The 26,913-nt window shown below is 67.6% G+C and carries 40 protein-coding genes, 1 tRNA gene and 1 pseudogene; 19 read left to right on the forward strand and 23 right to left on the reverse strand.

Going from position 1 to position 26,913, the window contains the following annotated elements; all coding sequences use genetic code 11:
- Window positions 1–96: 96 nt before the first annotated feature.
- The 5 genes from GKE82_RS26255 to GKE82_RS27540 all read right to left on the reverse strand — a co-directional run bounded on the left by GKE82_RS26255 (window position 97) and on the right by GKE82_RS27540 (window position 2,022).
- On the reverse strand, window positions 97–459 hold the full coding sequence (locus GKE82_RS26255) for a hypothetical protein (protein WP_154735766.1): 363 nt from the start codon (window positions 457–459) through the stop codon (window positions 97–99).
- The gene (locus tag GKE82_RS26260; RefSeq protein WP_154735767.1) at window positions 449–637 is read right to left on the reverse strand and encodes a hypothetical protein; all 189 of its coding nucleotides are present in this window, start codon (window positions 635–637) and stop codon (window positions 449–451) included. Before GKE82_RS26260 ends, GKE82_RS26255 begins: the two co-directional genes overlap by 11 nt.
- Before the next feature lie 223 nt (window positions 638–860).
- Complete coding sequence (locus GKE82_RS26265; RefSeq protein ID WP_154735768.1) at window positions 861–1,226, reverse strand: hypothetical protein; 366 nt, start codon at window positions 1,224–1,226, stop codon at window positions 861–863.
- 288 nt (window positions 1,227–1,514) lie between these two features.
- Complete coding sequence (locus tag GKE82_RS26270) at window positions 1,515–1,763, reverse strand: hypothetical protein (protein WP_154735769.1); 249 nt, start codon at window positions 1,761–1,763, stop codon at window positions 1,515–1,517.
- Window positions 1,764–1,854: 91 nt separating this feature from the next.
- Window positions 1,855–2,022, reverse strand: a complete 168-nt coding sequence (locus GKE82_RS27540; RefSeq protein WP_196189485.1) for a hypothetical protein — start codon at window positions 2,020–2,022, stop codon at window positions 1,855–1,857.
- Window positions 2,023–2,220: 198 nt separating this feature from the next.
- Here GKE82_RS27540 and GKE82_RS27545 point away from each other — a divergent pair, with 198 nt between their 5' ends.
- Both GKE82_RS27545 and GKE82_RS26280 read left to right on the forward strand, forming a co-directional pair.
- Complete coding sequence (locus GKE82_RS27545) at window positions 2,221–2,535, forward strand: helix-turn-helix domain-containing protein (RefSeq protein WP_196189477.1); 315 nt, start codon at window positions 2,221–2,223, stop codon at window positions 2,533–2,535.
- A 31-nt stretch (window positions 2,536–2,566) separates the two neighbouring features.
- Entirely contained in the window at window positions 2,567–3,106 is a 540-nt protein-coding gene (locus tag GKE82_RS26280; protein WP_154735772.1) for a hypothetical protein, read from the forward strand.
- Here the strand turns inward: GKE82_RS26280 and GKE82_RS26285 are convergent.
- Entirely contained in the window at window positions 3,103–3,483 is a 381-nt protein-coding gene (locus GKE82_RS26285) for a hypothetical protein (protein WP_154735842.1), read from the reverse strand. The genes GKE82_RS26280 and GKE82_RS26285 overlap by 4 nt on opposite strands.
- A gap of 179 nt (window positions 3,484–3,662) precedes the next feature.
- Between GKE82_RS26285 and GKE82_RS26290 the strand changes: the two genes are divergently transcribed.
- The gene (locus GKE82_RS26290; protein WP_154735774.1) at window positions 3,663–3,863 is read left to right on the forward strand and encodes a hypothetical protein; all 201 of its coding nucleotides are present in this window, start codon (window positions 3,663–3,665) and stop codon (window positions 3,861–3,863) included.
- A 164-nt stretch (window positions 3,864–4,027) separates the two neighbouring features.
- Window positions 4,028–4,987, forward strand: a complete 960-nt coding sequence (locus tag GKE82_RS26295; protein ID WP_255451190.1) for a tyrosine-type recombinase/integrase — start codon at window positions 4,028–4,030, stop codon at window positions 4,985–4,987.
- Between the two features lie 985 nt (window positions 4,988–5,972).
- On the opposite strand, the gene GKE82_RS26300 is transcribed toward GKE82_RS26295, so the two are convergent.
- From GKE82_RS26300 to GKE82_RS26315, 4 genes are all read right to left on the reverse strand, one after another.
- Complete coding sequence (locus GKE82_RS26300) at window positions 5,973–6,446, reverse strand: hypothetical protein (protein ID WP_196189486.1); 474 nt, start codon at window positions 6,444–6,446, stop codon at window positions 5,973–5,975.
- A 181-nt stretch (window positions 6,447–6,627) separates the two neighbouring features.
- The gene (locus GKE82_RS26305; protein ID WP_230317284.1) at window positions 6,628–7,152 is read right to left on the reverse strand and encodes a hypothetical protein; all 525 of its coding nucleotides are present in this window, start codon (window positions 7,150–7,152) and stop codon (window positions 6,628–6,630) included.
- A gap of 6 nt (window positions 7,153–7,158) precedes the next feature.
- A complete protein-coding gene (locus tag GKE82_RS26310) occupies window positions 7,159–7,734 on the reverse strand; it encodes a MauE/DoxX family redox-associated membrane protein (RefSeq protein ID WP_154735777.1) in 576 nt (191 codons plus the stop codon).
- Complete coding sequence (locus GKE82_RS26315) at window positions 7,731–8,246, reverse strand: hypothetical protein (RefSeq protein ID WP_154735778.1); 516 nt, start codon at window positions 8,244–8,246, stop codon at window positions 7,731–7,733. The genes GKE82_RS26310 and GKE82_RS26315 overlap by 4 nt, the downstream gene beginning before the upstream one ends.
- A gap of 271 nt (window positions 8,247–8,517) precedes the next feature.
- On the opposite strand from GKE82_RS26315, the pseudogene selD reads away from it, so the two are divergent.
- Both selD and GKE82_RS26325 read left to right on the forward strand, forming a co-directional pair.
- A pseudogene (selD, locus tag GKE82_RS26320) lies at window positions 8,518–9,550 on the forward strand (selenide, water dikinase SelD).
- Between the two features lie 12 nt (window positions 9,551–9,562).
- Window positions 9,563–9,656, forward strand: a tRNA-Sec gene (locus tag GKE82_RS26325).
- 62 nt (window positions 9,657–9,718) lie between these two features.
- Here GKE82_RS26325 and GKE82_RS27555 read toward each other — a convergent pair.
- Window positions 9,719–9,856 (reverse strand): hypothetical protein, encoded by a 138-nt coding sequence (locus tag GKE82_RS27555; RefSeq protein WP_196189487.1) that lies wholly within the window; start codon window positions 9,854–9,856, stop codon window positions 9,719–9,721.
- Between the two features lie 6 nt (window positions 9,857–9,862).
- Between GKE82_RS27555 and GKE82_RS31835 the strand changes: the two genes are divergently transcribed.
- From GKE82_RS31835 to GKE82_RS31840, 4 genes are all read left to right on the forward strand, one after another.
- A complete protein-coding gene (locus GKE82_RS31835; protein ID WP_375337069.1) occupies window positions 9,863–10,114 on the forward strand; it encodes a hypothetical protein in 252 nt (83 codons plus the stop codon).
- A gap of 31 nt (window positions 10,115–10,145) precedes the next feature.
- A complete protein-coding gene (selA, locus tag GKE82_RS26335; protein WP_154735845.1) occupies window positions 10,146–10,877 on the forward strand; it encodes an L-seryl-tRNA(Sec) selenium transferase in 732 nt (243 codons plus the stop codon).
- Window positions 10,878–10,983: 106 nt separating this feature from the next.
- On the forward strand, window positions 10,984–12,129 hold the full coding sequence (gene selB, locus GKE82_RS26340; protein ID WP_154735846.1) for a selenocysteine-specific translation elongation factor: 1,146 nt from the start codon (window positions 10,984–10,986) through the stop codon (window positions 12,127–12,129).
- Window positions 12,130–12,259: 130 nt separating this feature from the next.
- Entirely contained in the window at window positions 12,260–12,490 is a 231-nt protein-coding gene (locus tag GKE82_RS31840) for a SelB C-terminal domain-containing protein (protein WP_375337070.1), read from the forward strand.
- Here GKE82_RS31840 and GKE82_RS31845 read toward each other — a convergent pair.
- The gene (locus tag GKE82_RS31845; RefSeq protein ID WP_154735780.1) at window positions 12,428–12,682 is read right to left on the reverse strand and encodes a DUF2188 domain-containing protein; all 255 of its coding nucleotides are present in this window, start codon (window positions 12,680–12,682) and stop codon (window positions 12,428–12,430) included. The two genes, GKE82_RS31840 and GKE82_RS31845, sit on opposite strands and share 63 nt — an antisense overlap.
- Here GKE82_RS31845 and GKE82_RS26355 point away from each other — a divergent pair.
- From GKE82_RS26355 to GKE82_RS26375, 5 genes are all read left to right on the forward strand, one after another.
- Window positions 12,681–12,968 (forward strand): hypothetical protein, encoded by a 288-nt coding sequence (locus tag GKE82_RS26355; protein WP_154735848.1) that lies wholly within the window; start codon window positions 12,681–12,683, stop codon window positions 12,966–12,968. The two genes, GKE82_RS31845 and GKE82_RS26355, sit on opposite strands and share 2 nt — an antisense overlap.
- A complete protein-coding gene (locus GKE82_RS26360) occupies window positions 12,956–13,510 on the forward strand; it encodes a hypothetical protein (RefSeq protein WP_154735849.1) in 555 nt (184 codons plus the stop codon). The genes GKE82_RS26355 and GKE82_RS26360 overlap by 13 nt, the downstream gene beginning before the upstream one ends.
- The gene (locus GKE82_RS26365) at window positions 13,507–14,559 is read left to right on the forward strand and encodes an XRE family transcriptional regulator (protein WP_154735850.1); all 1,053 of its coding nucleotides are present in this window, start codon (window positions 13,507–13,509) and stop codon (window positions 14,557–14,559) included. Before GKE82_RS26360 ends, GKE82_RS26365 begins: the two co-directional genes overlap by 4 nt.
- Window positions 14,560–14,632: 73 nt before the next feature.
- Window positions 14,633–14,959 (forward strand): hypothetical protein, encoded by a 327-nt coding sequence (locus tag GKE82_RS26370; protein ID WP_154735783.1) that lies wholly within the window; start codon window positions 14,633–14,635, stop codon window positions 14,957–14,959.
- A 15-nt stretch (window positions 14,960–14,974) separates the two neighbouring features.
- A complete protein-coding gene (locus tag GKE82_RS26375; RefSeq protein ID WP_154735784.1) occupies window positions 14,975–15,640 on the forward strand; it encodes a DUF6338 family protein in 666 nt (221 codons plus the stop codon).
- A 319-nt stretch (window positions 15,641–15,959) separates the two neighbouring features.
- On the opposite strand, the gene GKE82_RS26380 is transcribed toward GKE82_RS26375, so the two are convergent.
- Window positions 15,960–16,469 (reverse strand): hypothetical protein, encoded by a 510-nt coding sequence (locus GKE82_RS26380; protein WP_154735851.1) that lies wholly within the window; start codon window positions 16,467–16,469, stop codon window positions 15,960–15,962.
- 241 nt (window positions 16,470–16,710) lie between these two features.
- On the reverse strand, window positions 16,711–16,932 hold the full coding sequence (locus GKE82_RS26385) for a hypothetical protein (protein WP_154735786.1): 222 nt from the start codon (window positions 16,930–16,932) through the stop codon (window positions 16,711–16,713).
- Between the two features lie 245 nt (window positions 16,933–17,177).
- Here GKE82_RS26385 and GKE82_RS26390 point away from each other — a divergent pair, with 245 nt between their 5' ends.
- Entirely contained in the window at window positions 17,178–17,441 is a 264-nt protein-coding gene (locus GKE82_RS26390) for a DUF2283 domain-containing protein (protein ID WP_196189479.1), read from the forward strand.
- A gap of 188 nt (window positions 17,442–17,629) precedes the next feature.
- Here GKE82_RS26390 and GKE82_RS26395 read toward each other — a convergent pair whose 3' ends face one another.
- Both GKE82_RS26395 and GKE82_RS26400 read right to left on the reverse strand, forming a co-directional pair.
- Window positions 17,630–18,424, reverse strand: coding sequence for a hypothetical protein (locus GKE82_RS26395; protein WP_154735788.1), 795 nt, complete (start codon window positions 18,422–18,424; stop codon window positions 17,630–17,632).
- 12 nt (window positions 18,425–18,436) lie between these two features.
- The gene (locus GKE82_RS26400; protein WP_154735789.1) at window positions 18,437–18,829 is read right to left on the reverse strand and encodes a hypothetical protein; all 393 of its coding nucleotides are present in this window, start codon (window positions 18,827–18,829) and stop codon (window positions 18,437–18,439) included.
- A gap of 201 nt (window positions 18,830–19,030) precedes the next feature.
- On the opposite strand from GKE82_RS26400, the gene GKE82_RS26405 reads away from it, so the two are divergent.
- The gene (locus GKE82_RS26405) at window positions 19,031–19,576 is read left to right on the forward strand and encodes a hypothetical protein (protein ID WP_309233848.1); all 546 of its coding nucleotides are present in this window, start codon (window positions 19,031–19,033) and stop codon (window positions 19,574–19,576) included.
- Between the two features lie 79 nt (window positions 19,577–19,655).
- On the opposite strand, the gene GKE82_RS26410 is transcribed toward GKE82_RS26405, so the two are convergent.
- The 5 genes from GKE82_RS26410 to GKE82_RS29505 all read right to left on the reverse strand — a co-directional run bounded on the left by GKE82_RS26410 (window position 19,656) and on the right by GKE82_RS29505 (window position 22,705).
- Window positions 19,656–20,357, reverse strand: coding sequence for a hypothetical protein (locus tag GKE82_RS26410; RefSeq protein ID WP_154735791.1), 702 nt, complete (start codon window positions 20,355–20,357; stop codon window positions 19,656–19,658).
- Between the two features lie 210 nt (window positions 20,358–20,567).
- Window positions 20,568–20,831, reverse strand: a complete 264-nt coding sequence (locus tag GKE82_RS26415) for a hypothetical protein (protein WP_154735792.1) — start codon at window positions 20,829–20,831, stop codon at window positions 20,568–20,570.
- Window positions 20,832–21,027: 196 nt separating this feature from the next.
- Window positions 21,028–21,336, reverse strand: coding sequence for a hypothetical protein (locus tag GKE82_RS26420; protein ID WP_154735793.1), 309 nt, complete (start codon window positions 21,334–21,336; stop codon window positions 21,028–21,030).
- Between the two features lie 29 nt (window positions 21,337–21,365).
- Complete coding sequence (locus GKE82_RS26425) at window positions 21,366–22,349, reverse strand: hypothetical protein (protein ID WP_196189490.1); 984 nt, start codon at window positions 22,347–22,349, stop codon at window positions 21,366–21,368.
- 8 nt (window positions 22,350–22,357) lie between these two features.
- On the reverse strand, window positions 22,358–22,705 hold the full coding sequence (locus tag GKE82_RS29505; protein WP_230317290.1) for a hypothetical protein: 348 nt from the start codon (window positions 22,703–22,705) through the stop codon (window positions 22,358–22,360).
- Window positions 22,706–22,732: 27 nt separating this feature from the next.
- Between GKE82_RS29505 and GKE82_RS26430 the strand changes: the two genes are divergently transcribed.
- The gene (locus GKE82_RS26430; RefSeq protein WP_230317299.1) at window positions 22,733–23,215 is read left to right on the forward strand and encodes a sigma-70 family RNA polymerase sigma factor; all 483 of its coding nucleotides are present in this window, start codon (window positions 22,733–22,735) and stop codon (window positions 23,213–23,215) included.
- Window positions 23,216–23,305: 90 nt separating this feature from the next.
- The gene (locus tag GKE82_RS26435) at window positions 23,306–23,563 is read left to right on the forward strand and encodes a hypothetical protein (protein WP_154735855.1); all 258 of its coding nucleotides are present in this window, start codon (window positions 23,306–23,308) and stop codon (window positions 23,561–23,563) included.
- A gap of 48 nt (window positions 23,564–23,611) precedes the next feature.
- On the opposite strand, the gene GKE82_RS26440 is transcribed toward GKE82_RS26435, so the two are convergent.
- Both GKE82_RS26440 and GKE82_RS26445 read right to left on the reverse strand, forming a co-directional pair.
- A complete protein-coding gene (locus tag GKE82_RS26440; RefSeq protein ID WP_154735856.1) occupies window positions 23,612–25,294 on the reverse strand; it encodes a trypsin-like serine protease in 1,683 nt (560 codons plus the stop codon).
- 208 nt (window positions 25,295–25,502) lie between these two features.
- Complete coding sequence (locus GKE82_RS26445) at window positions 25,503–26,297, reverse strand: hypothetical protein (protein WP_154735857.1); 795 nt, start codon at window positions 26,295–26,297, stop codon at window positions 25,503–25,505.
- Between the last annotated feature and the right edge of the window lie 616 nt (window positions 26,298–26,913).

The following is a 26,913-nucleotide window of genomic DNA, read 5'->3' on the forward strand; positions in this document are numbered from 1 at the left end:
CGACCACCCCTGCGCCGTCGCGAGACCTACGAGCCAGGATCAGGAAACAGCGTGGGTGCTCGTGTTCGCTGCACGCCAGCGGCGCGCGGATGTCGCTCACCGTGTGCGGCGTCGACGGCTGCGCGATGTTCGTCGGGAGAACGCGCCCGTGCAGAGGGTGGTGCGGGCCAGCAGGCGGGATTGGTCCAGGGGGTCCGGGTCCAGCGCGATCATCACGGTCCCGCCCACGGCCAGGTGCATGAGTGGCCGTTGGGTGCCGGGGGTCCAGGTCGGGCTTCCGGGCTTGATCGGGCACAGCGCGAAGAGCCGATTCAGCTCGTCGGCGATCTGGTCTTCGGGCAGTTCTCGGACGCGTTCGCGGTAGCGCTGGATGGCGTGGGCGCTGACCCTCACGGTGACCGCTTGTCCGCTGTTGAGGTGGCCGTCGACGAGGATGTCCCGCGCGATGTCACTGGTCATCGTCGTTGGCCAGTCGAAGGAGGCGGTAGGCCTCGAGGTCGTTGATGAGCTTGGAGGCCTCTTGGCGGTTTGGCGGTTCGCCGCCGCGCAGGAGTGCGGCGATGACGTAGAGCTGCTTGTAGGTCGGCGCCTTCTCCGCAGAGACCGTCTGCGGATCGACGAATGCAACGGGGTGCATGTCGGCTCCTCTTCGATGCAGTGGGCTGGACGTTCTCCTTTCGTTGTAGGACCTGGCTGAAAGGTCCGCGGGAGGCGGCGCGGCGAGCTATCCCGCGCGCGTATGAGGGCTCATGCCCGCGCGCATGAGGGCGCGCGCGCACGTCGCGCGCGCGCGTACGCGCGCGCGAGGCCAAACGCAACAACCTCACGATGCTGGCGCGCAGGCGCTTGGAAGTGCGAGATCAATGGCCGCCGATGGCGTGACCTGACCGCGCGGCGTGACAGGCGTCGACGAAGCGTCGATGTGCGATCCGCTGCGAACGGGTCGCGCGATGGTCGTGGGGGAGGTCGGGCCGTGCCACCGCGAGATCCGTCAAGAGGAGTGCGGCGGCGTGGTAGATCGCCGGCTTCGCGCGCGGTCCGCGAGCGAACGCTTCATGGCGTTCTCCGTCACTCGACACGAACCAGGCGCGGGCGAGAAACTCGAGGTCGTGCTGCGGCCCAGTGACGTCGACGATCAGCGCGCCAGCCGTCTTGCCCACGTATCGCAGACGGCACAGCCGTCCGAGCGAGACGCGCGTCGGGGGAAAGGTCCGGGTTTCGAGCACGCCAGGAGGGTCGGACGACCTACCGAACATCTGACACCGCATCCGACGGCGCGCGGCCGCAAGCGAGTCCAACTGCAGCCTTCCCGGCACAACCGCCGCGTCCTATTGCCGATAGGTGCTCGGACACGTCCCGAGAATCCAGTCGGTGTCCGCCGCGATCGGCAGGCGCCACCTAGTGGCCGACTCGCGGAGCATGTCCGGGAAAGGGCATTCTCGGACGTGGCAGCACGAGCGGGGGCCGCGAGGCCCGGCGGGCAGGCGCGGCGGACCGCTCCTGCCCGCAGTTAGCTACACCGCTCGCTGAGCGGCCTCGATTAGCTGGTCGCAGCATCCGGTGATGCTGAACTCGAGCCGATCTCCGCGCTGGTTCTTCAGGGTGGCTCGCGCTCGCTGGCCATGCTGCCGGCACCGGACCGACTCGATGCGTTCCGTGGCGGCCTTGACAGCCACGTCGCAAACTTCCTGCTGCATGCCGTCGAAGAACTGGCGCTGCGAGACGCGGCGACCGTTCAGCGTGTACTCCAGTTCGAATCCCATCGGGTTCTCTCTTTCCCGGCGAGCGATAGAGTCCGTCGCCGTAGTTCAGTGACGGGGCGGAAGTTGCAGCTCCCGCCCCGCCGGTTGCTGGCTACTTCTCGCGCCGGACGCCCTTGAAGGGCGTCCCGTCGGCCTTCTGGTCCAGGATGCGACCCGTCTCGGTGTCGCGCTTGGCCCAGTTGCCGCTGGGTGTCTTGAACTGCGAGCGCTGCTTCACGGCGCCCTTCCTGCCGGGTCCCTTCGGGGGGTTGGTGGCCATTGGCTACCTCCTGCTCGTGGGTTTCGAGACGTTCAAAACGCCCCATACCGGCCAAAGTCTACAAGGTCACCAAAGTCCTACAAGTCTTTAACGTTGACAAAGGCGCTAAGGTCACCATGCATCGGGTACGACAAAGAGAGGAAGCGACATCACCACGTGTCGCTTCGTCGGACTCGTCAACAAGATGAAGGAGCCATCGTGAGCAAGACCCAGGAGTTCACCGCGGTGAACGCCGACGCGGGAGCACTCCCGCAGAAGGACGTCTTGAACGTCCGGGAGACCGCCCGCGAGCTCGGCGTCCACGAGAACACGGTTCGCAACCTCGAACAGCGTGGCCAGCTGACCGCGATCCGGTTGCCCGGATCGGGGTTCCGCCGGTTCAAGAAGGAAGACGTCGATCGCGTTCGCGACGAGATGTTCAAGCAGTTCGCGCCCGAGACAGAGATCGGCGAGGAACGCGACGACATGCCGGAGCGGATCCTCAGCACTCCCGAGGACTACCACCAGTCGTAGTTCCGGCGGGTCGGGGCTTCACACTGGCCAGGTGAGCAGCCAGCCCCGGCCCGACGACCACCTCTACTACGAGGACCGCACCACCCACCTGCGCCAGGGGGACCTCTTCACGGGAGTCCCCATGGGCCTGCAGCTGCCGGCCGACGTCTTCAACCACGGGAACCGCAAATTCGTCTCGGGGCCGTTCGAAGTCGGATTCGCGATGTTGATCACGCCCTCGTGCTCAATGGCGGCACAAGGAGAGCCCGGCCGCTACGCGCATCCCTTCCGCACCGTCGTTCCGGTATGGCCACTGGAGGACCTCGTCGCGCAAGGTGCGATCAAGGAGGCCTCCTTGGACCAGCTGCGCAAGTACGACCACCTAGCCAACTATCTGTACCTACCCGCGCTTGCGTCGGCCGAGATGCCGGAGAGCCTGGCGTTGCTCTACGCCCCTACGACCCTCGATCACGGCTACCTCGAGCAGCAACGCATCGCACAGCTCTCGGTGACCGCTGCCGTGCATCTCAAGCGCCAGCTCGCCCGTCACTACGGGGGCAGCCTGTTCAGGCACGAAGCCTTCGACGATTAGGCAGCCGCCTGGTCCTCGTCGACGTCCGAGAGGACCCGGTGAGGGATTCCGTCGATCCACCAGACCGGCTCGCCCTCGTACTCGCCGGCCCATCCTTCGGCGCCGCAAACAAGGCGACATCGCATCGGGGGGACCCTGTCGTCGGCCAGAACGGGCATCCCGTAGATCTCATCCCAGGAGAGAAGCGCGAAGTTCGCTGGGTTAAGAAGGACGAGGTACGGCGCGTCCAGTCCCTGTTGCGCGTGCTCGTCGAGGACCTTGACTACCGAGCAGAGCAGGGCGCCCTCGATGTACAACGCATCGTCTTCGGAGTCCCCCCTCGAGCACCCGAACATTGTGGCACCTGCCGCGACGGAAGCCCATGGAAAGTCGACCACGTTGCGACCTGAAGCGTCGCGATACGGAGCATCGCGAATAGCCCACATCAAGCCCGGTGATAAACACGAGGACGGCGAAACCAGAGTGACGATTCGAAGTGGTCGACCTCTTGGCAAGGCCCCTCATAAAGGCACTTATCAGGGGCAAGCCGTCCGGGGCACCGTTCACGATCGGGGGCATGACCGATCTTCGTCTCGTCCCCGATCCGCTGCCGGCGGTCCCCGGTCTCTGGCCGAACGACACGCTCGAGGTCGATGTCTCCGCGCTCGTCGACGCCGAGCTGCGGCTGCTCGCGCGCGCGACCGGCGACCACCTGCCCGCCGAGCTGCAGGCGCAGGTCCTCGAGCTGAGGGCCCAGCGCGCCCGGGCCGGCGTATGACTCTGCGCGGCGGCCGCGTTGTTTACGGCGTTGACGCGGGCGCGCGCGAATACACCATCGCGGCCTGGCGTGTCGAGCCGCGACCCGTCCCGGGATCATGAGCGACCTCGCGCGCCGCGACGTCGTCGAGGTCCTCGACGGACCGGGGGAGGGGGGGAGACCTGCTGCAGGCTGCGCTCGGGGTCGCGGCCGAGCAGGCCGCGCCGAACACCCGCCGCGCCTACGCCGCCGCCTACCGCCAGCTCGCCGACTTCGCCGCCGCCCGGGCCGGCGGGCAGCCGGTGACCGCGGCCGCCGTCGACCGCGACCTGGTGGTTGCGTTCCGCGACGACCTCGCTCGCCGTGGCCTGTCCTCGTCGACGCTGTCCTCGAGGATGGCCGCGATCCGCCGGCTTGCCGACGCCCTGGAGCTCGACCCGCGGATCCAGCGGGTCAAGACGATCAAGGCGGGGGAGGAGGCGCCGGTTCGGGCGCTCTCGCTCGCCGAGTACGACGGCCTGCTGCGGATCCCCGACCGCCGCACCACCGCCGGGTTGCGCGATGTCGCGATCCTCGCGCTCATGGGCGACGCCGGCCTGCGCCGCGCCGAAGTCACCCGCTTGAACGTCGAGGACATCACCGAGCACGCCCGCCACCGCGCCGGCGCCCGCGACGCGATCGCCCCGACCCGCTCGCAGACCCGCTACGCCGTCGTCGTCCGGCAGGCCAAGGGCGGCAAGACCCGCACCGTCCCCCTCAGCAAGCAGGCGCTCGAGGCCGTCGCCGCGTGGTTCAAGCGCCGACCAGCATCGAGCGAGGAGGACCTCGTCGGAGCGCCGCTGTTCGTGACGCTCACCCGCAACCGGCCCGCGCAGCGGATGCAGCCCGACGCGATCGCCGAGCTCACCGCCAAGCACGCCACCACTGCCCGGCTGCCCGATGACCTTCGTCACCCGCACGTCCTGCGGCACACGTTCTGCACCCAGCTCGCAGAACGCGACGTGCCGGTCGAGCTTATCCGCGACCTCGCCGGCCATGCCGACGTGCGCACGACGCTGAAGTACGTCACGCTCACCGACGCCCGACGTGCCGACGCAATCCGCGACGGTTTCGAGCGAGGACGGGTCGCGCTGGAGCGGTTGTAAGAGCATCGGGCCGGATGTCTGTCAGCACGGAGGGGGCGGTGACGCGCCGATTGCACCGTTACGGTGCCGTCTGCTCCTGCGCTCGTGAGCCGGGGGGCAGGCTCGGCCTAGTCCAACTGGGACGCGGACAGAGCGAGTGTCGTTTCGGACCACAAAGGTCGCGCACTGTCGTTCTGCGTAGACGAAACCGCCTGGGTAGGGAATCCATTCCTGATCGGCACAACGGACGGCGCGTGGCGTTTGCCGGAGGATTGAGGACGATCGTGGCACTCGGGAAGGCCATCCCACTATGTCTACCCGGCGTCCTTCCTCGCCCTCAGCTGTTAGACGCAAAGTCGTTCGGCCTCGGACCCATAGTCCGATCTTTCCGAATCGCCGGCCGTCCGCGGCAGTGCTTTCCTGTAGCGCGGCGCCTACCGAGGAACCAAGGGGAAGGGCGAGTACAGCGTCGCGAAGCATGACAAGCCCGTCTGGAGTTGCTCGCCCACAGTCGTCGTTGCTGGTCGCACTGGGCGAAGCCGCTGGCTGCGGGGTCGAACTTGAGGGCTTGCTGTCGGTCCCCGTGGCGCCACAGCCAACGAAGACGGCGGCAGGCAACAGCCCCGCTGCCGCCGTCATCGCAGCACGCTTTAGGACCTGCACGGTCCTGAAGCGACGTACCCACACGAGCAGTAGAAGGGCCCTTGGTAGCAGGTGGAGCCCCGGGCGCACTCGCCGCACCCGTAAAGCCCGCCACTCTGGCAGCAGAACCAGAACTTCTTGTTGTATCCGCTCGGGCACGTAAACCCTCCGCTGCTTCCGCAGCCGGAGCAGCGCCGGTCGCTGGCGAGACCGCAGCATCGGTAGGGGTACGCGGACGCCTCGTCCGCTCCCGCTGCGGCTATTCCCGCAAACAGCGCGGCGCTCGCCGCAGTGAAACGACCGAGTACGCCGCGTCGGGTCGACTCGCTTTCTTGGTCAAACATCTGCACCGACATGGTCCTCCTTAGGTGGCTGTCAGGGTCAGGGCGGCAACGAGAAGCAGCCCAGAGATGGTGGCGTTCATGCCAGTGCGGCGGGCGTTGATCGCCATGGTGAGGTCATTAGTCGTGCGCGCGAAAGCTCCGGTGGGAGCACAGAGTGCGGCGATGGCAAGGGGGATGACGAAGCCCGCGGCGTATCCGGCTCCGACCCATGGCCCGGCGAGTCCCAGGAGTCCCACACTCAGCAACGCCCACGTGGCGAACGATGTTCGGTAAGTGGTCACCATCGCGCCTGTATCGACCCCCCAGGCAAATGAACCGGGGATGTCGCCGAGGCGTGCCGGCAGCATGCGCGGCGTCTGGCGAAGCAGAAGACTCCGGCGAACGCCCGTCAGCTCGAGAATGGCGAAGGCCAGAAGCACGATCGCCCCGAGCCAGATAGCGACTTGTTCTGGGACAGCGAGCAGCTCTCCGAGCGTCGCGAAAGCGCCAGACACCAATGTCGCAGATAGCAGGAAGCCTCCTCCTAGAGGCATGACCATCCTGAGGCTTTGACGTCTGCTCGTGCTCCTCACGGGAGCGTCGGGATCAAGTCGCATGACGCCGACAAAGGACAGGCCTCACGGGCTAGCGAGCTGCGCAAAGCCCGCCGCCATCGCCAACGCGAAGATCGCGACCTCATCCCACATGGTGACTCTCCTGCCGTGGAGCGGTTGCCTGCGGCAGCGCCGTTTTTACCTGGCGGACAGTGGAGATTCCGACAGCGCCGACGGCGCGGCCGTCTTCGACGCCCACCACCGAAGGGGCGACGTCCATGCCTAGAAAGCCTGCCAGGGCTTCATCGCTGTCGGCGAACACCTGAGAAGTCTCCGCGAGGCGGCGAAACGCTGGCGTTGCGTCAACGTCCTCGCTAGGGATCACGAAGATCGCTCGCCGGTCCGGCGCTGATGCATAGGCCTCGGCGACCAACCGGCAGGTACCGCAGGTTGCGTGAAGGAAGACAAGGCCGTGATGCCCTTCGAGCATGTCGGGCGGCAGGTCCACCGGCGCTTCGCGCAGGTCGCGCTCCTGGAACTCGAGCGCCATCGGCGAATCGTCCAGATCGAGGGTTCGTCGGATTTCGGCGAGTTGCCGGAATACCTCAACGAGCGCCGCTGATGTGATCAGCAGACCGCCAGATGCGACGAGGACGAGGACGGTCACCATTGTTTAAGCCGCTTCTGCAGCAAAGCTCTTCGTGCTAAGGCGCGCTTCGTCCATCGAGCGACGAGCCCCTCGCACCTTCCACCACGACGAGCCACCCAGGATGGCTACCGCTGCCGCAGACAGGGCTAGACCGAACGCTGCGCCCTCCGCTCCTTCGACAGGGGCATCACTCGGCAGATACCCGATCATAAGAGCAGGGACAATCATGACCAGCGCCACCATGAACAAGCTAATTTGCTGCTTTCCCAAAGACTTCGGCCGACGCTGAACCGCTCCGAAGCACGCACAGGGGACATCGATTCCTCTGCGCATCGCGACTGCTCCGGCGCCCGCGAACGCGGCAAAGACTGCTATGACGGCACCCGCGACGAGCTCGCTGGTGGGTGCCGTGAACGAACCGACACCAATCGCGAGTTCCACGATCGGTACTGCCACAGCGCCGGCTGCTGCGAGACGTTTCCGCATGCCGAGCGCGACAAGCATGTCGGACGTCTGTTCACGCGCGACAGCCTTCGCTGCTCCAGCGGCAAGGAGCAGCGACCCAAACAGCCAGATCCCGATGAGTGTCGCGCCGCTCACTTTCGGACGTCGTTCACCGCGTTCGCGTACCGAGCGCCGTCCTGTGGATCTGTCCAGTACGTGATGACCGCGCGGCCAGACTGGTCAGCTGGGTCACCGACACTCTCGTTCACCGCGAATGTCCCAGCGCTGGTTCCGAGCTCTTCGTCATCGGAGCGCTTGATGGTCGTAGTCACTGCCGAGGCCATAGACTGAAAGACCGTCGCGTAGACGATCGCGTCGTCGACGCTGTCGGACGCAAAGACAACCTCTTCGCCCGTGACGAAGTCAGTTAGGTCGGCAACGTCGCCTGCCAGCCCGTGCAACACCTCGCAGCCAGGGGCGAGGTGCACGACGACGGCCTGGCCCCCGACGAGTTCTACGCTCGCACTTTCCGCGCTTTCCAGGCTTCGGAAGGTGCCGGAATGGAAACCGTCTACTCCCGACGCGGACGCGGATCCGGGCGTTGCGATGGCATGCCCGACTGCGGTGATCGCGCCTAGCTTGAACAGGTCACGACGGTTCGTCTTCACTGCGTTCCTCCAGATAACTTGGTGACGCACGCTCTACCGCCCCAGCATGTCGCACATGACCGTTCGGCGTCAACCTTCTAGCGCCATGCGCCAGCGCCGGGAAGGTGCTCGGGTGCTACCTGCTGCATCAAGTCGCTGGCACTCTCGCGGAGCCTACGGCTGAACACAGCGACGTGCGCACGTTGCTTTACGGACTCCGCACCGTCGCCCCTAAAGTCTTCTTCTGCTTCACGCCAAGACAGCTCTACCACGATCACACGAGGCGGATCTAGTGAGTTACGACCAGCAGGAACATGTTCCGTTGACCTCTCTTTCGCACGGAGCGGGGTGCGGGTGCAAGCTCCCGGCGGCCGCGCTGCGACCCATCTTGGACTCGCTTGACGCACGCGAAGACTCACGTCTCATCGTCGGGAACCGGACGTCTGACGATGCCGGAGTCGTCCGGATCAGCAACGATCTTGCGTTGATCCAGACGGTCGATTTCTTCACTCCAATCGTCGACGATCCGTTTGACTTCGGGCGGATCGCCGCGGCCAACGCGCTATCAGACGTCTACGCGATGGGGGGGAACGCCGTTGTCGGCGTTGTCCTTGGTCGCGTTCCCGCTGGAGCGCCTCGGCGCTGGCGTTCTTCGAGAAGTCCTGCGCGGGGGGCTTTCGGTCATCGAAGCAGCGGGTGCGTTGGTGGTCGGGGGGCATTCGATCGATGACCCCGAGCCGAAGTTCGGATTTGCAGTGACGGGGACGATCCACCCAGACCGGATCCTCACAAACGCGGGGGCTCGCGTTGGAGATGCGCTTGTCCTGACCAAGCCGCTCGGAGTCGGGGCGATTACGACCGCGTTGAAGCGTGGAGTAGGCGGCAAGGAGTCGCTCGACGCGGCAATTGAAACGATGGGGGCCCTTAACGATCGAGCTGCATCGGCGGCTCTTGCGACGGGCGCTCATGCTGCGACCGACGTGACGGGGTTCGGACTCGTGGTCCACCTCCACGAGCTTGCGCTCGCTAGCGGCGTCGCCGCAGAAGTGGACGCTGACAGGGTTCCGGCGCTTGCGGGGGTTGACGAACTCTTGCGCGGGGACGGGGCAGTCTCAGGAGGCAGCGCAAAGAACCGAGCGTACTCTGCGGAGTTCACTACGTTCGACGCCGTCGTACCGGAATGGCAGCGGCGACTCGTCTCCGACGCAACGACGTCAGGAGGACTCTTGATAGCCGTGGATGCAGATCGGGCTGCTGAGATCCCGGGAGTTGTCATCGGTAGGCTGGTCGAGGGACGGCCCGGATCGATCAAGGTATGTTCGTGAGCGGTCAGACCGGGAGCGGCCAGGGCCTGGTGGCCTACCCGGCCTTCAAAGCCGGCGAGCCGCGGCAGCCCCGCGGTTGGGAGGTTCGACTCCTTCGCCGCTCCGCTTGCCGTGCCGCGCACGATGTTCGCTGAGGCTGAGATGAGACGACGTCTGCGCGAATTGCCGTCAGTCGACCGGCTCGCCGTGGCTGTCGCTCGAGTAGAGCTTGAAGAGCGCCGCGCCGCGATTCTGGCTGGAGACGACGACGTAGACGGGCGAGACCTGGTTGCCTGCGCGCACGATCGCCTTCGGCCATCGCTCCAACGTGTCCTGAATGCGACTGGGGTGGTCCTTCACACGAACCTCGGTCGCGCCCCTCTCGCCGAAGCCGCGCAACTCGCGGTCAGCTCGACAGCCCGCGGATACACCAATCTCGAGGTGGACCTGCTCTCGGGTCAGCGCGGTTCACGACACGATCATGTCGCCGACCTGCTTTGCGAGCTCACTGGGTCAGAGGCAGCGATGACAGTCAACAACTGCGCAGCCGCGACGGCTCCTTGCCACTTCCGCGCTCGCTGGTAAGGGAGCGGAAATCATCGTGTCACGAGGCCACTTGGTCGAGATCGGCGGCGCCTTTCGCATCCCGGAGGTCGTGGCGTTGAGCCATTCGGAAATGGTGGAGGTCGGCACCACCAACCGCACGCGCCTCGGGGATTACCGCCGCGCCATCACTGAACGCACGCGAGCCGTATTGCGCGTCCATCCTTCGAACTTCCGGACCGTAGGTTTCGCAGAAGAAGTCGAGATCGAAGCTCTTTGTGGCTTGGGCGTGCCTGTCATCGACGATGTCGGTTCCGGAGTGCTTGCCGACGACCTCGCCGTGCTTGCAGACGAGCCGTCGGTCCGGAGATCGGTCAGAGCGGGTGCCGCTGTCGTGGCCTTCTCCGGGGACAAGTTGCTGGGCGGTCCACAGTCCGGGTTGATGGTCGGACGCCGTGATGCAATCGAGCAATGTCGTTCTCACCCGCTGGCTCGAGCAGTCCGTATCGACAAGTTGTCGTTGGCGGCGCTCGAGGCGACGCTAGCGTTGTACCGCGATCCGGAGTATGCGCGACGTGCGTTGCCGGTATTGGCCATGCTCTGCGCAACCGACGAAGAACTTGCCGAGCGCGCAACCCGTTTGGCTGGCTTGACTGGAGGCCGGGTGAGTAGCGCAACGGCGCGCGTCGGAGGCGGGGCGCTTCCGCTTGTCGAACTCGCTGGGCCGGTCGTTACGTTGGATGCTGGCGCCCGCGGCGCTAAGGCCCTGGCGGCGGCGCTGCGTCAGGGGCAGCCCCGGTTGTAGCCCGAATATCCGACGGGGAGGTCCTTTTGGACCCTCGCACCCTTGCTGACGACGAGCTTGAGGCAGCCGCTGCGACCGTCCTTCTTGCCCTCCACTGCAAGACGGAATGACAGGACCACTGACTCTCGGTACTGCCGGACATGTTGACCACGGGAAGACCTCCCTCGTCGCAGCGCTGACCGGGTGCGATACCGACCGCTTGCCGGAAGAGCGCGCGCGTGGGCTCTCGATCGCTCTTGGATACGCGCCGCTGATCTTGCCCAACGGCCGTCAGATCTCGGTCATCGACGTCCCTGGACATGAGCGCTTTGTCCGCACGATGGTCGCGGGAGCTACCGGAATCGACGCCTATCTGATGGTGATTGCTGCCGACGATGGCGTCATGCCCCAAACCCGCGAACACTGGACGGTGTTGCGAGCTCTCAACATTCGCCGTGGCGTCGTCGCGATCACCAAGGCGGACATCGCAGACCCGGCAGCGGCATCCGCGCAGGCACGCGACCTGCTCGGACCCGACGTCAGTCTGATCCCGTGCTCGGCGCGCACCGGTCTGGGACTCGCCAACCTCACCGAACGGCTCACAACGATTCTCACGCACACTGAATCCCGCGCGCGCCATGTAGGGCCGGTCGTGCTGCATATCGATCGGGTGTTTGCGGTCAAAGGCGCCGGCACGGTTGTGACCGGGACCCTGTGGTCAGGAGTTCTGCGGCGCGGCGACCGGCTCGCGGTGTTTCCGATCGACCAACGAATACGGGTCCGCGACCTCCGTGTCCACGAAACCCCGGTCGACCAGGTCCCCGCTGGACAGCGGGTAGCCGTCAACGTGACAGGAGTGCACCGGGAGCACATCAAGCCAGGCGACGCGCTCGTCAGCACAGAGGCCAAGATCCGCCCCTCTTGGATCCTCGATCTGCAATCGAGTTTCAAGGATGATCCGTCAGGGCGCTACGTCCATTTGCATCACGGGACGCGTAGCTCTCTGGGACGCTTGGCCAGTCTCGGTGACGGTCGCTGGCAGTTCAGAGGACGCGACCCGCTGCTGGCCCGGGCCGGCGATCGCGTCGTAATCCGGGCCAGTTCGCCCCCGAACACGCTCGGGGGCGCGCTCGTTCTCGATCCGCATGCAAAGCGGCACCGTCCCAACTCGCGAGCAGCAACACACCGAACGGCTCGACCGGACCCCGGATACTCACCGCCCGATCTTGAGCCGAAGGCTTTTGGTGGCGGCCCGGCGTCCCTTCACCCCTAGCGAACTGGCCCTCGAGCGGCTGTTGCGCGACGCTGGCCACGAGCCCCCAGACCGGTCCACGCTAGCCGCGTTCTCTGAAGAACTTCGCACCCTTGTCGCAGCCGGTGTCGCCATCCGACTCGGCGGCACCATGTACGGCCACTCCAAGGCACTCGCCACTGTCAGGCACCAGGCGCTAGCGATTCTCGCGGATGAAGGGGAAATCACGGTAGCCAGGCTGCGCGACGAATTGGGGACCTCGCGAAAGTACGCTCTAGCGCATCTGGAGTACCTCGACGCGATTCGAGTCACAAGATGTCTACCCGACTACAGGAGGGTGGTCGTACGTCGTTCGTCGCGTGCCGATGGGAAACCTTCGTGAGTTGCGAGGGCTGTTCGTGAGTTCCGATGGCCCCGTATGCCTCGCCGAAGCCGCCGCCGGAGTTGCGTGCGAACTCGCGACAGTCGCGTAGGCCTCCGCTTGGGTCGACCGGACCGCGCTGGCGCGTGTCGCTCCGGGGGTGGTCACCTGCCACGAATGGTCCTCGCGGCGCGTGATGTCGTAGTCAGCCATGATCTTCCCTTACATACTCGACATGAAGCATGCAAATCGGCCGCTGTTCAGACTTCCGTCTTCGGTTTGTGCTTGGATTCCGGACATGCGTTTCGATGATTGCTGCCCCGAGGGTGTCGCTGGCCGGCTGCGCGTCGTACTGATGGACGTGTTGGGGGCGGTCTACGACGACAACAGCGAGCGGTTTGATCTGGATCGGTGGGATACGCCGCGCGGGTTCGGGATCACGACGTCGGAGAACGTCGCCGGGCGCTGTTCGAGGCGACCGAGGGGATGGATGGCGTGACGCCGCACTACAGCGAGCACACGTTCTTCCTGCGGTTGGACAACGACATCGAGGTCTACGTCTGCAAGGCGCCGCCGGGGACCATGTCGGCGGAGACGATGCGGTTTGACAGCTCGCAGGTGCGCAAGCGGATCGTCAAGCGCAACGGCGCACAGCTGCGCCTGGACGTCGTCAACGGCACTTTGACGGCGGTCGAGGACGGTCGCGCCCCCTACGTGGTGGTGGTGCACTTCGGGGACCCCGACAACGGGTTCTCCCATGCGATCGTCGGCGTCCCCTACGAGCTGGACGCCGGCACGTTGGGGTGGGAGTGGCACGAGCCGCTCACCCGCCCGGCCACCGGCGCCGTTGCCGGGGAGGAGGTGGACTTCGGGCTGCGCCTACGGGCGGTGCCCGAACTCGACGAGGCCCCGCAGGAGACGGAGGACTCGGGTGACGAGCGGGTCGTGGCGCTGCCTGCGGCCGCGGGCGACGACGACTTGGAGCTCGAGCTGCGCGAGTCCGAGGACGCTGCCGGTGACGAGCGCGACGATCGGTCGTGAGCGGCCTGGGATCTGCCGCGGCGCATTTCGATCCGCAGCGGCTGAAGCTCGCCCGTCAGCTGCAGGGCATCACCCGCACCGAGGTCGCCCGCCGCGCTGACCTCACGCCGGCATCCGTCAGTCAGTTCGAGAGCGGCACGCACACTCCGCGGCCGGCGACGCTCGCCCGGTTGGCGCTGGCGCTGAGCGTCCCGGCCGGCTTCCTTGCGGGCAGTGGGCAGCCGACGCTACTGCCCGACGTGCAGGACTCGTTCTTTCGCAGTCTGCGCCGCACGACCAAACGCGACCGCGAACAGGCCACAGCCCTGGCCGGGTTGGCCGCCGAGCTCGTGCGCAGCGTCGAACAGCGCGTCACCCTGCCCCCGTTCGATGACCTCGGCCTGCACCTGGACCCCGACAATCCGCCAGAGGCCGCAGAGGCAGCGGCGAGCGTGGTGCGTGAGCGCTGGGGGATCCCTGCAGACCGGCCGGTGGAGAACGTGGTGCGGGTGCTCGAGCGTCATGGGATCGTGGTGTTCCGCACTGCCTTGATCGACAACGACCAGACCTCGGACACCGTTGATGCGTTCTCCTGGACGTCCGGGCCGCGGCCCTTGGTGATGCTCGGCACGGCCAAGAACGTGTATGAGCGCTCGCGGCTGGACGCTGCGCACGAGCTCGGTCACATCCTTTTGCACGCCGCCGATCCCGAGCCGGCCAACAAGCAGCTCGAGCAGCAGGCCCAGCGCTTTGGCAGCGCATTCATCGCCCCGGCCGAGCTCATCACCGACGGCTGGCCCACCGGACGGCTAGACTGGCGCCAACTGCAACGCCTACGCACCGAGGTCGGCCTCTCCCTCGCTGCACTGCTCTACCGCGGCCGTGATCTCGGCCTCTTGGATGCGGCCGGGTATACCAGCGCGATGAAGTACCTCTCCGCCCGCGGCTGGCGACGCCAGAGCCCGGACCCCGGCCCGCCCCCGAACGGCCCCTGCTCATCACCCAGGCCCTCGGACTGCTGGCTGAGCACGACATCACCCTCGAAGACCTCGCCGGCCAGGCGCAGCTGATTGCGGCCGGCCAGCTACGAGACCGTCTCGGCCTCCACGCGCCCGGGCTGCGCGTCACGATTTGAGCTGAAGCATGGGGGAGACGACGACCTACGCCGGCCGCTATGTGCCGGGCTTGCAGCACGGCGGCGAGCGCACCGAGCTGAGCTGCACCACCACGACCCCCAACGGCGGCACCAGCCACGTCGTCCTGGCGTCCGGACCCCGCGTCGTCCTGGACTGGGAGACCACCGCCGACAAAGCCACCATCGCGGCCGCTGTGCTGCGTCACTGGCTTACCCGCCAGTCCGACCCCGACGAGCTGCACGACTTCCTGGACCAGCTCACCACCGACTGGGCCACGGGCACGGCCTGGGAGATCACCGGCCAGCAGCTGCGCGCGGCGGGGTTCGTGCCGTGAGCGATCGGCGAGCTGATGGCGCCTGATACCGGGACGGCGATCCTCGTGCTTGGCGTCTTTGTCTTGCCGGGGTTCGTGACGATCCTGCTGCGTGAGCGGCTCTACATCGTGCGCAGGGACGACGGCGCGTTTGACCGGCTCCTGCTCGCCTTGTTCTACTCCGCCTTGGTCTACGTCTTGGTCCTTGCCGTCGCGGTGATCGCCGGCGCCGATCGCGGGGATCTCATCGCGATCTACGAGGGCCGCCGCAGCCTTCGGCTCTCGCTGATCGTCGGCACCTGCATCGTCCTTGTGCTGCCGATCGTGATCGCCGTCGCGGGCGCCCGGTGGTCGCGATCGTCGTGGCGCGGCCGGGCGCTGAGGTGGCTCAAGCTCTCGACGGCGCATTCGACCCGCTCGGGGTGGGACGCCATGTTCTCTCAGGAAGGCACGGCGATGATCCGGGTCCGCACGACCACGGGCCGCATCGTCGGCGGCTGGTATGGCTCCCAGAGCCTTGCCGCCTACTCCGACCACGGCGGAGACCTGTTCATCGCCGAGCGATGGGAGTTCGACGACGACGGGTGGTTCAGCAAACCTGCCGTGGGGTCGCTCGGACTGTGGGTCTCCGCAGGCGAGATCGCGACGGTGGAGGTCTACGCTTCGACCGAGCCCTCGCCGCCGACCGACCCGTCAGACTGACCACATGCCCAAACCTCCGAACCCTTCGGGACCGAAGACTCTCGGCCAAGGCCCGCTCGAGGAGCGCGGGATGCGTCCGAACAGCCAGGCGCCGCGCCCTACCGCGCCCCCGCCCAAGCCCAGCGACACGAAGAAGTGACCGAGCGCGACGACCCTGCCGAGCAGAAGGAGCCGGCGGCTGACCGGCTGATCGAGGGCTGGGCGCCCGGGGAGAAAGCGATGGGCCCACGCGCCGCTGCTCCGCGGCCCACCCAGCCGCCCCCTAAACCGGACGACCTGCCCGAGCAACCGCTGCGGAAGAGCGGCGACTCATGACCCGCTAGAGCTGGCGGGTTGTTTCGGGGAGTCGCAGGGGTGGTTTGAGGGTGTAGTAGCGCTCGAAGGTCACGCCTCGTTCGGTGAGGGGGGCGGGGCGCGAGACGACGCGCATCTCGAGGAGGTCGAGGTGGCGTAGCTGGGTGAGTCCGTCGTGGATTCGGGTGGCGCTGAGCCCGTACCACTTGGCGGCATGGGTGACGGGCAGGATGAACTCGTCCTGCAGAGAGACGCAGATCAGCAGGACGAGCTTGGCGGACATCGAGAGTCGCTCGTCGTAGGCCATGCGCCAGTAGGCGTAGGGGAGCTGCAGGTAGTTGCCTTCTGGGACCGCTCGGTGCTCGTCGGTGGCGCCGGGGTGGGTGTAGGGGGTCCTGCTGCCGTCTTCGCGCAGCAGCACGATGCGGCGGTGGCGTCCCTGGCGGCTGGTGCGGATGAGGCCTTGCTGTTCCAGCCAGGTCCATTGCCGGGACATCGACTGCACTCCCGCCGTGGTTTCCGGGACGCCGACCATGCGCGCCCAGACCTTCGAGGGGGCGTGACGTCCCAGGGCTCCTTGCTGACCAGGGCGTGGCAGAGGAGGTAGAGGTCCAGTGCGGTGTTGCGTTTGCCAAACGCGCTGAGCGGTCCGCCGCCGATTCCGGGCCCGCCGCGCGGGTTGGGTCGCTGCACGAACGCGCGGCGTAGCGGCAGGGTTTCGCGGCCAGAGCGGCGCAGCAGTTCTTCGATCGCGGCGCGGCGCAGATCGGAGCTCATCAGCTTGAAAGCACTCGCACCCGGGTGATCCGGTCGTCGTTGCTGTGCACCAGCGAGATCCGCCGACCGTCGATCGTTTTCTCGCGGACCGTCCAGCCGTCGTAAGGGCTGACGTAGTGCTCGTAGGTAACCTTGCCCGTAGCGGCGACATCGAGCGCCTCCTCTTCGGAGACCCCCCAGTCCTGGAGGTCCTTGCGAGCTTGGCTCTCGAACAGCGGCATACGAGCAGCCTAGCTTCCTACGAGCTCCACGGCGACCGAATACGCCGCGCAGCTCCCTCGCGGCTTGGCGGCAGCCGAAAGCAATACAAAGTCCATGCAATGACCGTTATCAGGACCCGATACAAGACCCATACGAGGACCGATGAATGTCTAGAGGAGGCTGGGGTGCTGGGTTGAGGCTTTCGTGTTTGCCGACGGTTGCGCGTCTGGAAGATTGTGGTGCACATTCCGACCAAGGGAAGATCATGGCCTCCAACATCACCGTCAATGAGCGTGGTGACAGCGTCTACGTGACCGTCGTCCCTGACGCAATCCGCGATCGCGCCGAAGCGCCGGCGCCCTTCGTCTACGTCGACTACGACGCCGAGGGCCGCGTCGTGGGGTTCAGCGCCGAAGGCCCCGCCGTGCACGCCGCCATCGACATCTTCAACGACTGGCTTCGCGGGGACCGCAGCGAGCCGCTGGACCACCAACTGCCGCGCTGGCCACAACTCGTCCCCTCCGCCTGAGGAACAGCCGATGCCCGACACCTCACCAAAGAAGCCCGCTGACCGGACCGCCGAGGACGTCGCTCTCGACGAGGACCTCGACACCGCGACCAGCCCGGCGGACATCGCCCAGGACACCTTCAGCGCGACACGCATCGCGCAGATGCGCATGGACCGCGTCGCGCGCCTCGAGCGCGCTGCCTCATCGTCTACCCCTGCTCGGCCACCCCGGCGGCGCGCGGCCGCACGTCAGGCGGGATGAGCCAGTGACTCTGCGCCTGCGAGACCCGTAGCGCGGTCACGCGGCCGCCGCAGCTGGGCACACCCTCTGGCTCACCAAGCGTGCCGTCGGTCAAGCGGTCCATGTCAATCGACAGCCGCACGATGAACAGCGCCCAATCCAGGCCGTCCTGGATAGTCAGCGGCGTGTTGGGGATGAACGCCAACCCGTCCAGCCCCGCCGCCGCTTTCGCCGACAGCGCGATGCCCTGACGGTCCATCGCCGCCCGGTCAAAGCCCTCCAGAAGCCGCCGCACATACTGCGTGTTGCCTCGAAACAGAAAGCCCGGCTCATCGGTCGTGAGTTCCGCGGCGGCGGCGGCATTGGGCAGCCCGGGGACGACGACCTCCCGAACCTGCCCGACGCCCCGCCCGTCATAGCCCGCAACCAAGAACCCGACCTGCTTCAGGCCCAGGCCTGAACGCTTGGCCTCGGCCGCGATCGCGTCCTCAGCGAACTCGCGCAGATCACCGGCTACATCGTCCGCGAGCGTCCCCGCCTCCGACGAGCGCCGCGCCACGAAACTCCGCACCAGCCCCGAGATCGTGGAATGCCCGATCAGCGCCGACCCGTACGTCGCGATCCCCACCCCCGGATAGGGCGCAAACACCTTCTGCGCCTCGTCGGTCCTGATCCTGTGACGCCGCCCGCCGCGCAGCGTCGCTCGCCCGTCCCCGGCCAACACGATCCCGTCAGGAGCAACGGCAACGGCAACGATCGTCACAACCGCACTCCTCTAGTTCGCCGGCGTCGTCTCGGTCGTCACCTTCGCATCGCCAGCCGCCGCCTCGATCGCGGCCTTCACCGCGCTGGCAGCCGCATCAACCGGAAGCTTCAGCACCGCCGTCGTCAGACGCTCCAACGCCGTCTCCGGCTCATCCTTGGCCTCGACCTTCACCGACCCATCCTTGGCCACCACCAGAAAGTACCCGTACGCCAGATCGCGACTGCGGTTGATCTGCACCGGGTCCTTCGTCAGATCGATCACCGTACCGCCCTCAATCTCACGCCACAGCCGCACCAGGAAGTTCCCCAGCAACGCCGCCCCACCGAACACCACAGCCGCAGTCAGCGGATCCAGATGCTCCAACGTCTCCTCGAACTCGACACCCTCCACCTGCTCCTGCACAATTCCTGCCGAAGCTCGCGGGATATCACTCCCAATCTCAAGCCGCATCTCTTCTCCCTCTCTCAGATCTCAGCGCCAACCCGAACCTACCTCAGGACCCGGGTCGCGACGCAAAGCTTCCGACATCCACAGCGACTCACACCAACACTTCGTCGCAAGCGAACTAGGAGGGGCCTTGACGACGTAAGGGAGACTTCCTACGTGGCGCGAACGTGGCTTTCGATCCGTGTTGAACTCGTTGAGGGCCGGGGGCGCTCGTTCTGGCCTCGGCCCGGGCGCGATCTGGCGGCGTCGCGCTCGCACACATTCGCGCAGCTGGCCGAGGCGATCGATACCGCGTTCTCGCGCTGGGACCGATCTCACCTGACCATGTTCGAGCTGGGCGACGGCTCGCGGCTGGTCGGCCCGATCCCATGGGAGGATCCGAGTGAGCAGATGTGTCCGGCCGGCGAGGTCAAGCTCAGCCGGCTCGCGGCGGCGGAGCAGTTCGTCTACACCTTCGATATGGGCGATGACTGGACGCATCTGCTGACCGTCGCCGAGCACCGCGTCGACCCGCTCGAGAAGCTCGGGATCGTGCCCGCGGTCCCGCTCGCCTACTGGGGCTGGGGCGAGCTTCCCGACCAGTACGGCAGGCGCACCGCCCAGGACGACGGCGAACGCCCGCTCACGCCCGATCCCCGACGCAGCGACCTGCCTGCGCTCAGGCCATGGTGGGGCGAGGGCGCAAAGCACTACTCCGACTGACCTCGCCGCTTCCGACCGGCCGGTCGGCGGTCCATCGTCTGCGACGCATCCCCGCACCCGAAACTGAGTGCTGTGCGCCTCATGCTCGCTCGAGATGGGCGAGCTCGTTGCGCGCGTGCTGAGCTAGCGTCCGGGCTTCGTCGGCGCGGAGGCCGGACGTTGTTGCGGCAATGCGGTCGTAGGTGCGGACCTTCGCCTGCGCCAGGAGCACGCGAGCGTCCTCTTCGGTGACGCCGTCGGGGAGCTGTCGGTCGACGAGCCGCTTCGCCAGGTCGGTGACGAGCGCGATGCCGGAGATCCCGGGATGGGTGTCGTTGATCGCGTGGATCCCGGCGCTGACGGGCGCCTCGTCGCGTTTGGGGTCGGTGCGCTCGCGGTGCCGCGCGCTCCAGGCGTCGAGCCGGCGGAGGGTGCGCTTGGGGTCTTCGAGTCCGTCGGGGCAGGCCCACCAGCCCGGCGAGCCAGCCGAGCCCTCGCGCCCCGGGAAGATGATGCGCTCGCGGACCTCCTCGACGCCGGAGGCGAACCGGGCGTGGGCGGACTGTTTGGTGACGTCGCCGAGCTGCTGGCCGACGTCCTGCCAGCTGACGCCCGCTTCGCGCGCCGCGGTGACGGCGAGCAGCTGGATCTCCTCGGCCTGCTGCACGAGCTGGTGTGCGAGCTCGACGAGCTCGCGCGTGTCGTCCGGGTGGACGGTGACGAGCGAGCGTGCGCGGTCGCTGAGGTCCTGTGCGGCCGCGGCGACGGCGAGGCGGGCCTGGGCGTGCATGGAGAGGTCCATGCGGTGAGTGTAGTCTTGACCCCTGACAACCGTCCAATTACGTTGTCACACGTTGTTGGTCAGTTGTTGATTGACGTAATCATCATTATCGGGCGTGGCTCGAGACCGCTGCCGGAACGAGACAGGGACCCCGCAGAGCGAGGTCCCTGTCTTGCTTGTGTCCGCGAGGGCTGGCTATCGTACGCTCGCGCGATGTCGCCCATGCGACAGTCACATCTGAGCGATGCCCGAGGCCGCGTAGGACCCGTTGGGCTGCAACGTGTATGTCATGTTGGTCGCCGAGTTGTAGACGGTCTGCGGTCGCGTGAAGTCGGTGACGGGTTGACGCGTCCCGGCATCCCACGCCTTGCTGATGGTCCACGCGCCGCCGTTGTAAACCATCGTCGCCACAACGCCAGCGGCTACCGCCGCGACGAACGGCGCCACGGCGCGCGCGCCCTCGCGCTCGACGTACTCGACCTCGACGACTTCCATCTCTGTCCCTTCTTCAGGGGTATACGGCTCGGCACCCTCGGGGTACGGGCTTCCGTTGCTGGGCGGGTCGATCGGCATTGGTGCCCCCGGGAACGCGACTGGTCAGGTAGGCCGCACTCTGGCGCGATGAGGCCCAGCTTGCAAGGCCTCGCTGCCAAGATTCGGACGACGCAGGACGGCGCTCAGGGGCCGCTCGTTACGCGCTTTGGTCGTGGGTGATCACGATCGTTGTCCCGGCGCCTGCATCGAGGGTGTACTGCAGCGTGCGGTCGTCCAGCTCGATCTCGTCGTACGTGGTGCCGTCTAGCGGGATGCTGATCGTGCCCCCGTCGTCCGGGTAGCTGATCGTCACCGAGGAGCTCGATGCCGTGATCGCGGCATCGGTCCCGGCGATCGTCACGGTGACGCCGTCGCCGGTCGACGTGACGATCGTCGACTCGCCGATCTTCTCCAGACCTTGGCTCTTGAGGCGAGCCGCGAACTCACTTTGAGGGTACTCAGGCATCGGCCCACCTTAACTCTTGGGGGTTCTGCTCAGGGTCGGCGGGCGATCGTGATGGGTGCGGTGGTGCCGTCGGTGCCGAAGGGTGCGTGGGCGAAGACGATCTCGTGCTGGGTGAGCCGGACGGTCGCTCGCGAGGGGACGGCGTAGCGGATCCGGCGTCGGGATGGGAGTTGCAGCCCGTAGCCTGCGCGGGGGGCCGGAGGTGCTGCTGGCGGTCCAGACGGCGAGGGTGTCGTCGAGCGCGAGGAACGGCTGGTCGGCCAGACCGCCGTAGCGGGGGCTGAGGGTGATTGCGGGTGCTCCGCGGCGTCGCAGCACAGTGTTGACGGTCGGGTTGTCGGTGCTGCGTGTCGCGATGACGCGAGTACTGCACGCCAGGGCCTCGGCGTTGGGGTCTCGGGCATCAAGGCCCGTAGCGTGGCGCAGCGTGGCTTGAGTGTGTCGCTGTCGAGGTCGCGGCCGGGTCCGAGGTCGTCGACGGTCTTGCCGGTTCGGCGGTTACGGTAGACGGCGATGCACGTGAGGGCCTCGCCCGGCTCCCCGTTCACGCATCGTCTGATAGCCAGCCACCTTGTGCCGAGCGCGTCGACGACGGTTCGGGTGTTGGTCGTCGGCCGTGATCGGACCTTCCGGCTGCGCAGGTCGATGAGCAGCGCAGTGCGCTGGATGCCGTCGCGGTAGCAGCCCACCAGCGCGGTGCGATCATCGCCATCCAGTGCCACGCAGCCGCGGCGGCCGAGTCGGATGTCGAACACGCGCATGGTCTGCGTGTCACGCACGCGCAGACGGGTTGTCGCGGCTGCCGGGATGTACGCGATGTAGCGGCGGCCGTGGCCGACGACGCCGCGGGCGAACTGGGTACGTCCGAGCTCCTCGTAGCCGCCGGCCTTCGCGGTGTCGACGCGGACCGGGGTGATGATCTGGGGGCTGGCGGCGGCGGGCGCGGCGAGGATGCCGCTGCCCACCATGACGCACGCTGCGCTGAGCAGGCGCTTCTTCGGGGTGAGGATCATAGTGTTGGTCAGAAGTGGTACTTGAGGTACTGGATGGCCGGGGCTCCGAGCGTGAACCGTTCGGCGTCGCGCTTGGACTTCACCGCAAAGCGGTTCCACATCCAGAACCCGCTGACCTGGCCTTCGAAGCGGCGGACTGCTGAGGCGATCCGGGTCTTCTGTGCCGTGGTGCCACCGGGGCTTCCGAGCTCGGTGAAGTAGAACGGCTTGCCGGTGCGGCGCTTGGCCTCGTCGATGTCCTTTGCGATGCGGTCGAAGTTGTAGTCGTTGTCGGAGATCCCGGGGAAGTAGTCGATGCCCAGGAAGTCCAGGCTGCTTGCCCGGTCCCGAACATCGCCGGGGAGATCCGCCGGCACTTCCGTGACAAGGCGCCGACGATCCGGCTGCCTCGCGACATCCAGGAGCGCGCCGCGCTCCTGCAGACCGAGACCGAGCGGCTCACCGTCCGGTTGCAGCGCTCCCCGTCGGTGCCCGAGCTCGCGCGGGCTTGCGAGCTGACCGTCGAGGAGATTCTGGACGTGATGGCTGGTGAGCGCGCGCGGGCGGTCGGGTCGCTGGACGCCCCGGTCCTGCAGGACACCGCGACGCTGCACGAGCTCCACGGCGACCGTGACGGCGGGTATGCGCTGGCCGAGCACCGCGCCACCCTGGACGCCGCGCTCGGCGTCGTCGGGCCGCGTGAGCGCGAGATCCTGCGGCTGCGCTTCGAGGAGGACCTCACGCAGTCGCAGATCGCCGAGCGCGTCGGCCTCAGCCAGATGCACGTCTCACGCCTGCTGCGCCAGACCCTCGAGACCCTCCGCACTACATGCGACCACCCCACCTCCCTCTCACGGCCAGCTGAACGCGCAACGCGTGTCTCATGATGCCCAGGTTGTTGGCGCATCAACGGCGGCTGCAGTACGGTGACCTGGCGCACGGGCAGGGTGTGAGGGTTTCGACGAACGGGGGTTGTCATGGACGGGCTGGATCTTGTCGTGCGGGAGTTGCAGGTCCGTGATGGGCGGCAGGTGACCTGCCGGCAGCTCGCCGCCCAGCTTGGCCTGGAGGAGCGGCGGGTGCGGGTGCTGCTGGGCGAGGCCCGCCGCCTCGGGCACGCGGCGGCTATGGGGTCAAGCCCGTCGGGCGCGACGCTCTACGTCGCCGCCCACACCCCTCCCCACCCGCGCACGCCGCGACCCAGGATTTCGCCGCGGCCGGGTAGCCGCGCGTAGAGTGCGCTGGACCGCTGCGTGCCACCTCTCACGCGCGGACCGGAGCTCTCACACCGGCGTCCCCGATCCCACCTTGCGTCGGGGACGCCCGCTCCGGCCATGAGCGCCCCGGTGACCGTGTTCAGGCGCGGCGGTGCGCGACGGCCCGAAGGGCGGCGCGTCGTGCGCTTGCGTTTGGCTGCCGCCTTGCGCTTGGCGGCCTTGAGAGCTTTGCGGCTGGCCTTGAGTTGCTTGCGTAGCTTGGCGGCCTGCGCGCGCGCGGCCTTGAGCTTGGCCTGCAGCGCAGCGATTGTCCTGCTGCTGGGCCTGCAGACCGGCGACCTGGGCCTGCAGCGTGGAGAGCTGCGAGGTGACAGCCGCGAGCTGGTAGCTCAGCAGCACGCTTTGACCCTCGGCCCCGAGCGGCATCTCCGGCGTCCCGCTCGTGGCGATCGGGCCGAGCAGGTCGCTCTCGGCATACAGGTCGGCGTTGGGGTAGGCGGCGTGCTGGACGCAGGCGATCAGCAGCCCGGTGTCCGCGACGGTGAGCGTGTAGGTGGCGCTGGTGGCGTCGGGGATCGCCGTGGGATAGGGCAGCGGGGAGTTGACGTCGACCGTGTACCAGAACGTGTCCGTGCTCTGCGGCGGTGCGGAGAACGTGGCCGGCCCGCAGCTCAGGGTCTCCCCGACTACCGGGTTGCCGGTGATGGTGGGCGGGCTGGTGATGGTGGGTGCGATCGGCGGGTTGGGAGCGGTCGCGTAGGCGCGCAGCGCTGGGGCCGCGAGACGGGTGTAGACGCCGGGGAATCCGGGCTGCGCGCAGCCCTCGCCCCAGGACACCACGCCGACCAGGCGGTAGTCCGCCGGGTTGGCCGGGTCCGGGCTCGCGACGGTCGGGGCGATGATCGGGCCGCCGGAGTCCCCGTAGGGAGTCCCGGCCCGGGCTCGAGGCGCAGAACATGTCTGTGGTGCGGAAGGAGGAGCCGTAGGCGTCGGTGCAGGCGCTGTCGCTGAGCCGGTCCACCGTGGTGAAGCGCAGCGTGTCGGCGGTGTAGACGGCCCCGAACGGGCCGGGATCGTGCAGCGCCCCCACCCCGAGACCGACAGCGTCTTGCCCACAGCCCACAGGCTGTCGTCGCTGCCGCCCTGCGCACCGGTGATCGCGATCGGCTTGGCGTTGGGGACCGGCCCGCTCAGCAGCAGCAGCGCGAGGTCGTTGCGCGGAACTCCGGCGTAGGCGTCGGCGTCGGGGTTGACCGAGATCGCCGAGACCGTCGCTGCGGTGCCCACGGTCTGGTCCGAGAGGGTCGGGCGGTTGGCCACGACCGCGATGTCTGCCGGGGCGGTGTCGGTGACGCAGTGGGCGGCGGTTAGGACGCGGGTTGGGCTGATCAGCGTCCCGCCGCAGAACTGGCCCTCGACCGGGGCCGCTGCATCGACGAGCGCGACCTGCCATGGGAACCCGCCGGCCGGCACCTCCGACCCACCGACGATCCGCGGCGCGGCCTGCGCCGACGCACCCACCGCCAGCACGCTGACGACGGTCATGAGGATGGTGGCCGCAACGCGGCGTGAAAGCTTCACAGAAACCAGATCTCCTGCAGTTCGAAAGTGCCGACACGCCTCAACCGACGGAGCCCGGGCGCCGCCCTGAAGCATCGCGGTTCGTCTGCTGAATTTCTGTCCGTCAGGCGGCCCGATCGACGTCAGCCGATCGCCCGACACCCACCACCCAGAACTGGGGATGCGCACTGCACCGGGTTTGGTCTTGTGGCGCTGGCCGGGGGCTGAAGATGACGTCAGCGTGGAGAGCCGTCTCTGCGCTTCGCTGGCCGGACGGTCCGGAACTCGACACGGGGGCCGTTGTGCGGCAGGTGGTGCGGAAGCTCTGGAGCACGCGGTGGGAACGGCGGAAGCCCGCAGAGTGTGTGCGGGCTTCCGGGACGTCGTTGATGCCAGGTCAGGCGCCGGTGCGGTGCCTGACGAGGTGCTGGACGCCGGTCGCGGCCAGCCCCCCGGCGAGCAGTGCCGCGACGAGCGCAACTGCGAGCTGCGCGGCGTTATCGAGGTCCAGCAGCATGGCGAGGACTCCGAAGACGACCATCGCGGTGACCGCTGAGGTCAGCGCGCGGGAGAGCAGTGCGGAGGGCATGTCAGCGATTGTGGCAGTCCTTGCTGCTGCGTCCGAACCAGCCGGACCACAGCTGGGCGTAGGGGCCTGGTAGTACAGGCACTGGCCGTTGGCGCGGGCGTCGCGGGCGGAGTTGATGAAGTTGTAGGCGCGAGCGGCGATGATGCCCTTGCAGGCGGCCTTCAGCGCGAAGTTGGGGATCAGGCTGCAGGCCTCGGAGATCGCTGCGGCGGTGCCGGCGGCACCGACGGCCAGGGACGCGACGCGGTTGGTGACGTCCTTGGAGAAGGTCGCCTTGATGGTCAGCCAGCCGGGATCGAGGTCGACGCTGGGGTCGGCGACGACGGGGTAGCTCACGCCCGCGGTGCGGTGCTCGACGATCTGCACGACGTCGGTGCCGTCGATCTCGTAGCGGGTGGCGATCTCGCGGCCCTCGGCGTCCCGCGCCCACGGTGCGGGCAGCAGCGCGGCGGTCGCGCCGTTCTCATCGAGGACGGCGATCGAGCCGTCGGCCTGCTGCTGCAGCGCCGCAGCGGCGCCGCCGAGCGCGAAGCGGTAGGTGGTCGGCGCGTCGGGTGAGATGATGTGGATGAGCGCGCGGGCGCCGGCGATCGTCGGCTGCACGGCGATCTGGTTGTCGGCGTGGTCGCCGTCGTAGATGGTGGTGGACCCTGCCGGGGTGCCGGCACCGTCGGCCGGAAGGCCGAGCGTGATCTGCGGCGTGGCGAGCGAGACCGGCCCGTCGGCGGCCCCGGGGTGATCTGCACGTCGGCGCTCCCGTCAGACGGGGCGTCGATGCCGCTCGGCGCGACCGAGCCGGCCAGGCCCTGTTCGGCCAGCGCCTGGTCCAGGTCGCTGACCACAGCGCTGGTCGGCCCGTCGGCCAGCGCCATCGAGGGGGCGAGGGAGAGGGCAGCGGTCGCAGAGAGTGCGAGCGCGGCTGACGCAGCGACACTGGCCAGCACGTGAGGGGCACGGCGCATGGGGAAAGGTCCTCTCCCGGTCGGGTGAGAGGGGCGGTGCCACGTCTCTCGTAGTGAGAGAGATCGTGACCGCCGAAATACGCCTTGTCTGTCTGTCCAGGCGACCACGTTTGCGTCCCATAAAGCCGTCCGCCCGACGCGCACCCGCGGTTCTGGGGATGCGCCCCCGTCGTTGCCTAGCTCATCGGCGCGGACCGGCGTCGTTCGAGCACAGCGGCGGACGAGGGTGCGACCGATTCGGCGTGCGCGTGGTCGGC

Source organism: Conexibacter sp. W3-3-2, assembly GCF_009707605.1.
GTDB classification, from domain to species: Bacteria; Actinomycetota; Thermoleophilia; order Solirubrobacterales; family Solirubrobacteraceae; genus Paraconexibacter; species Paraconexibacter algicola.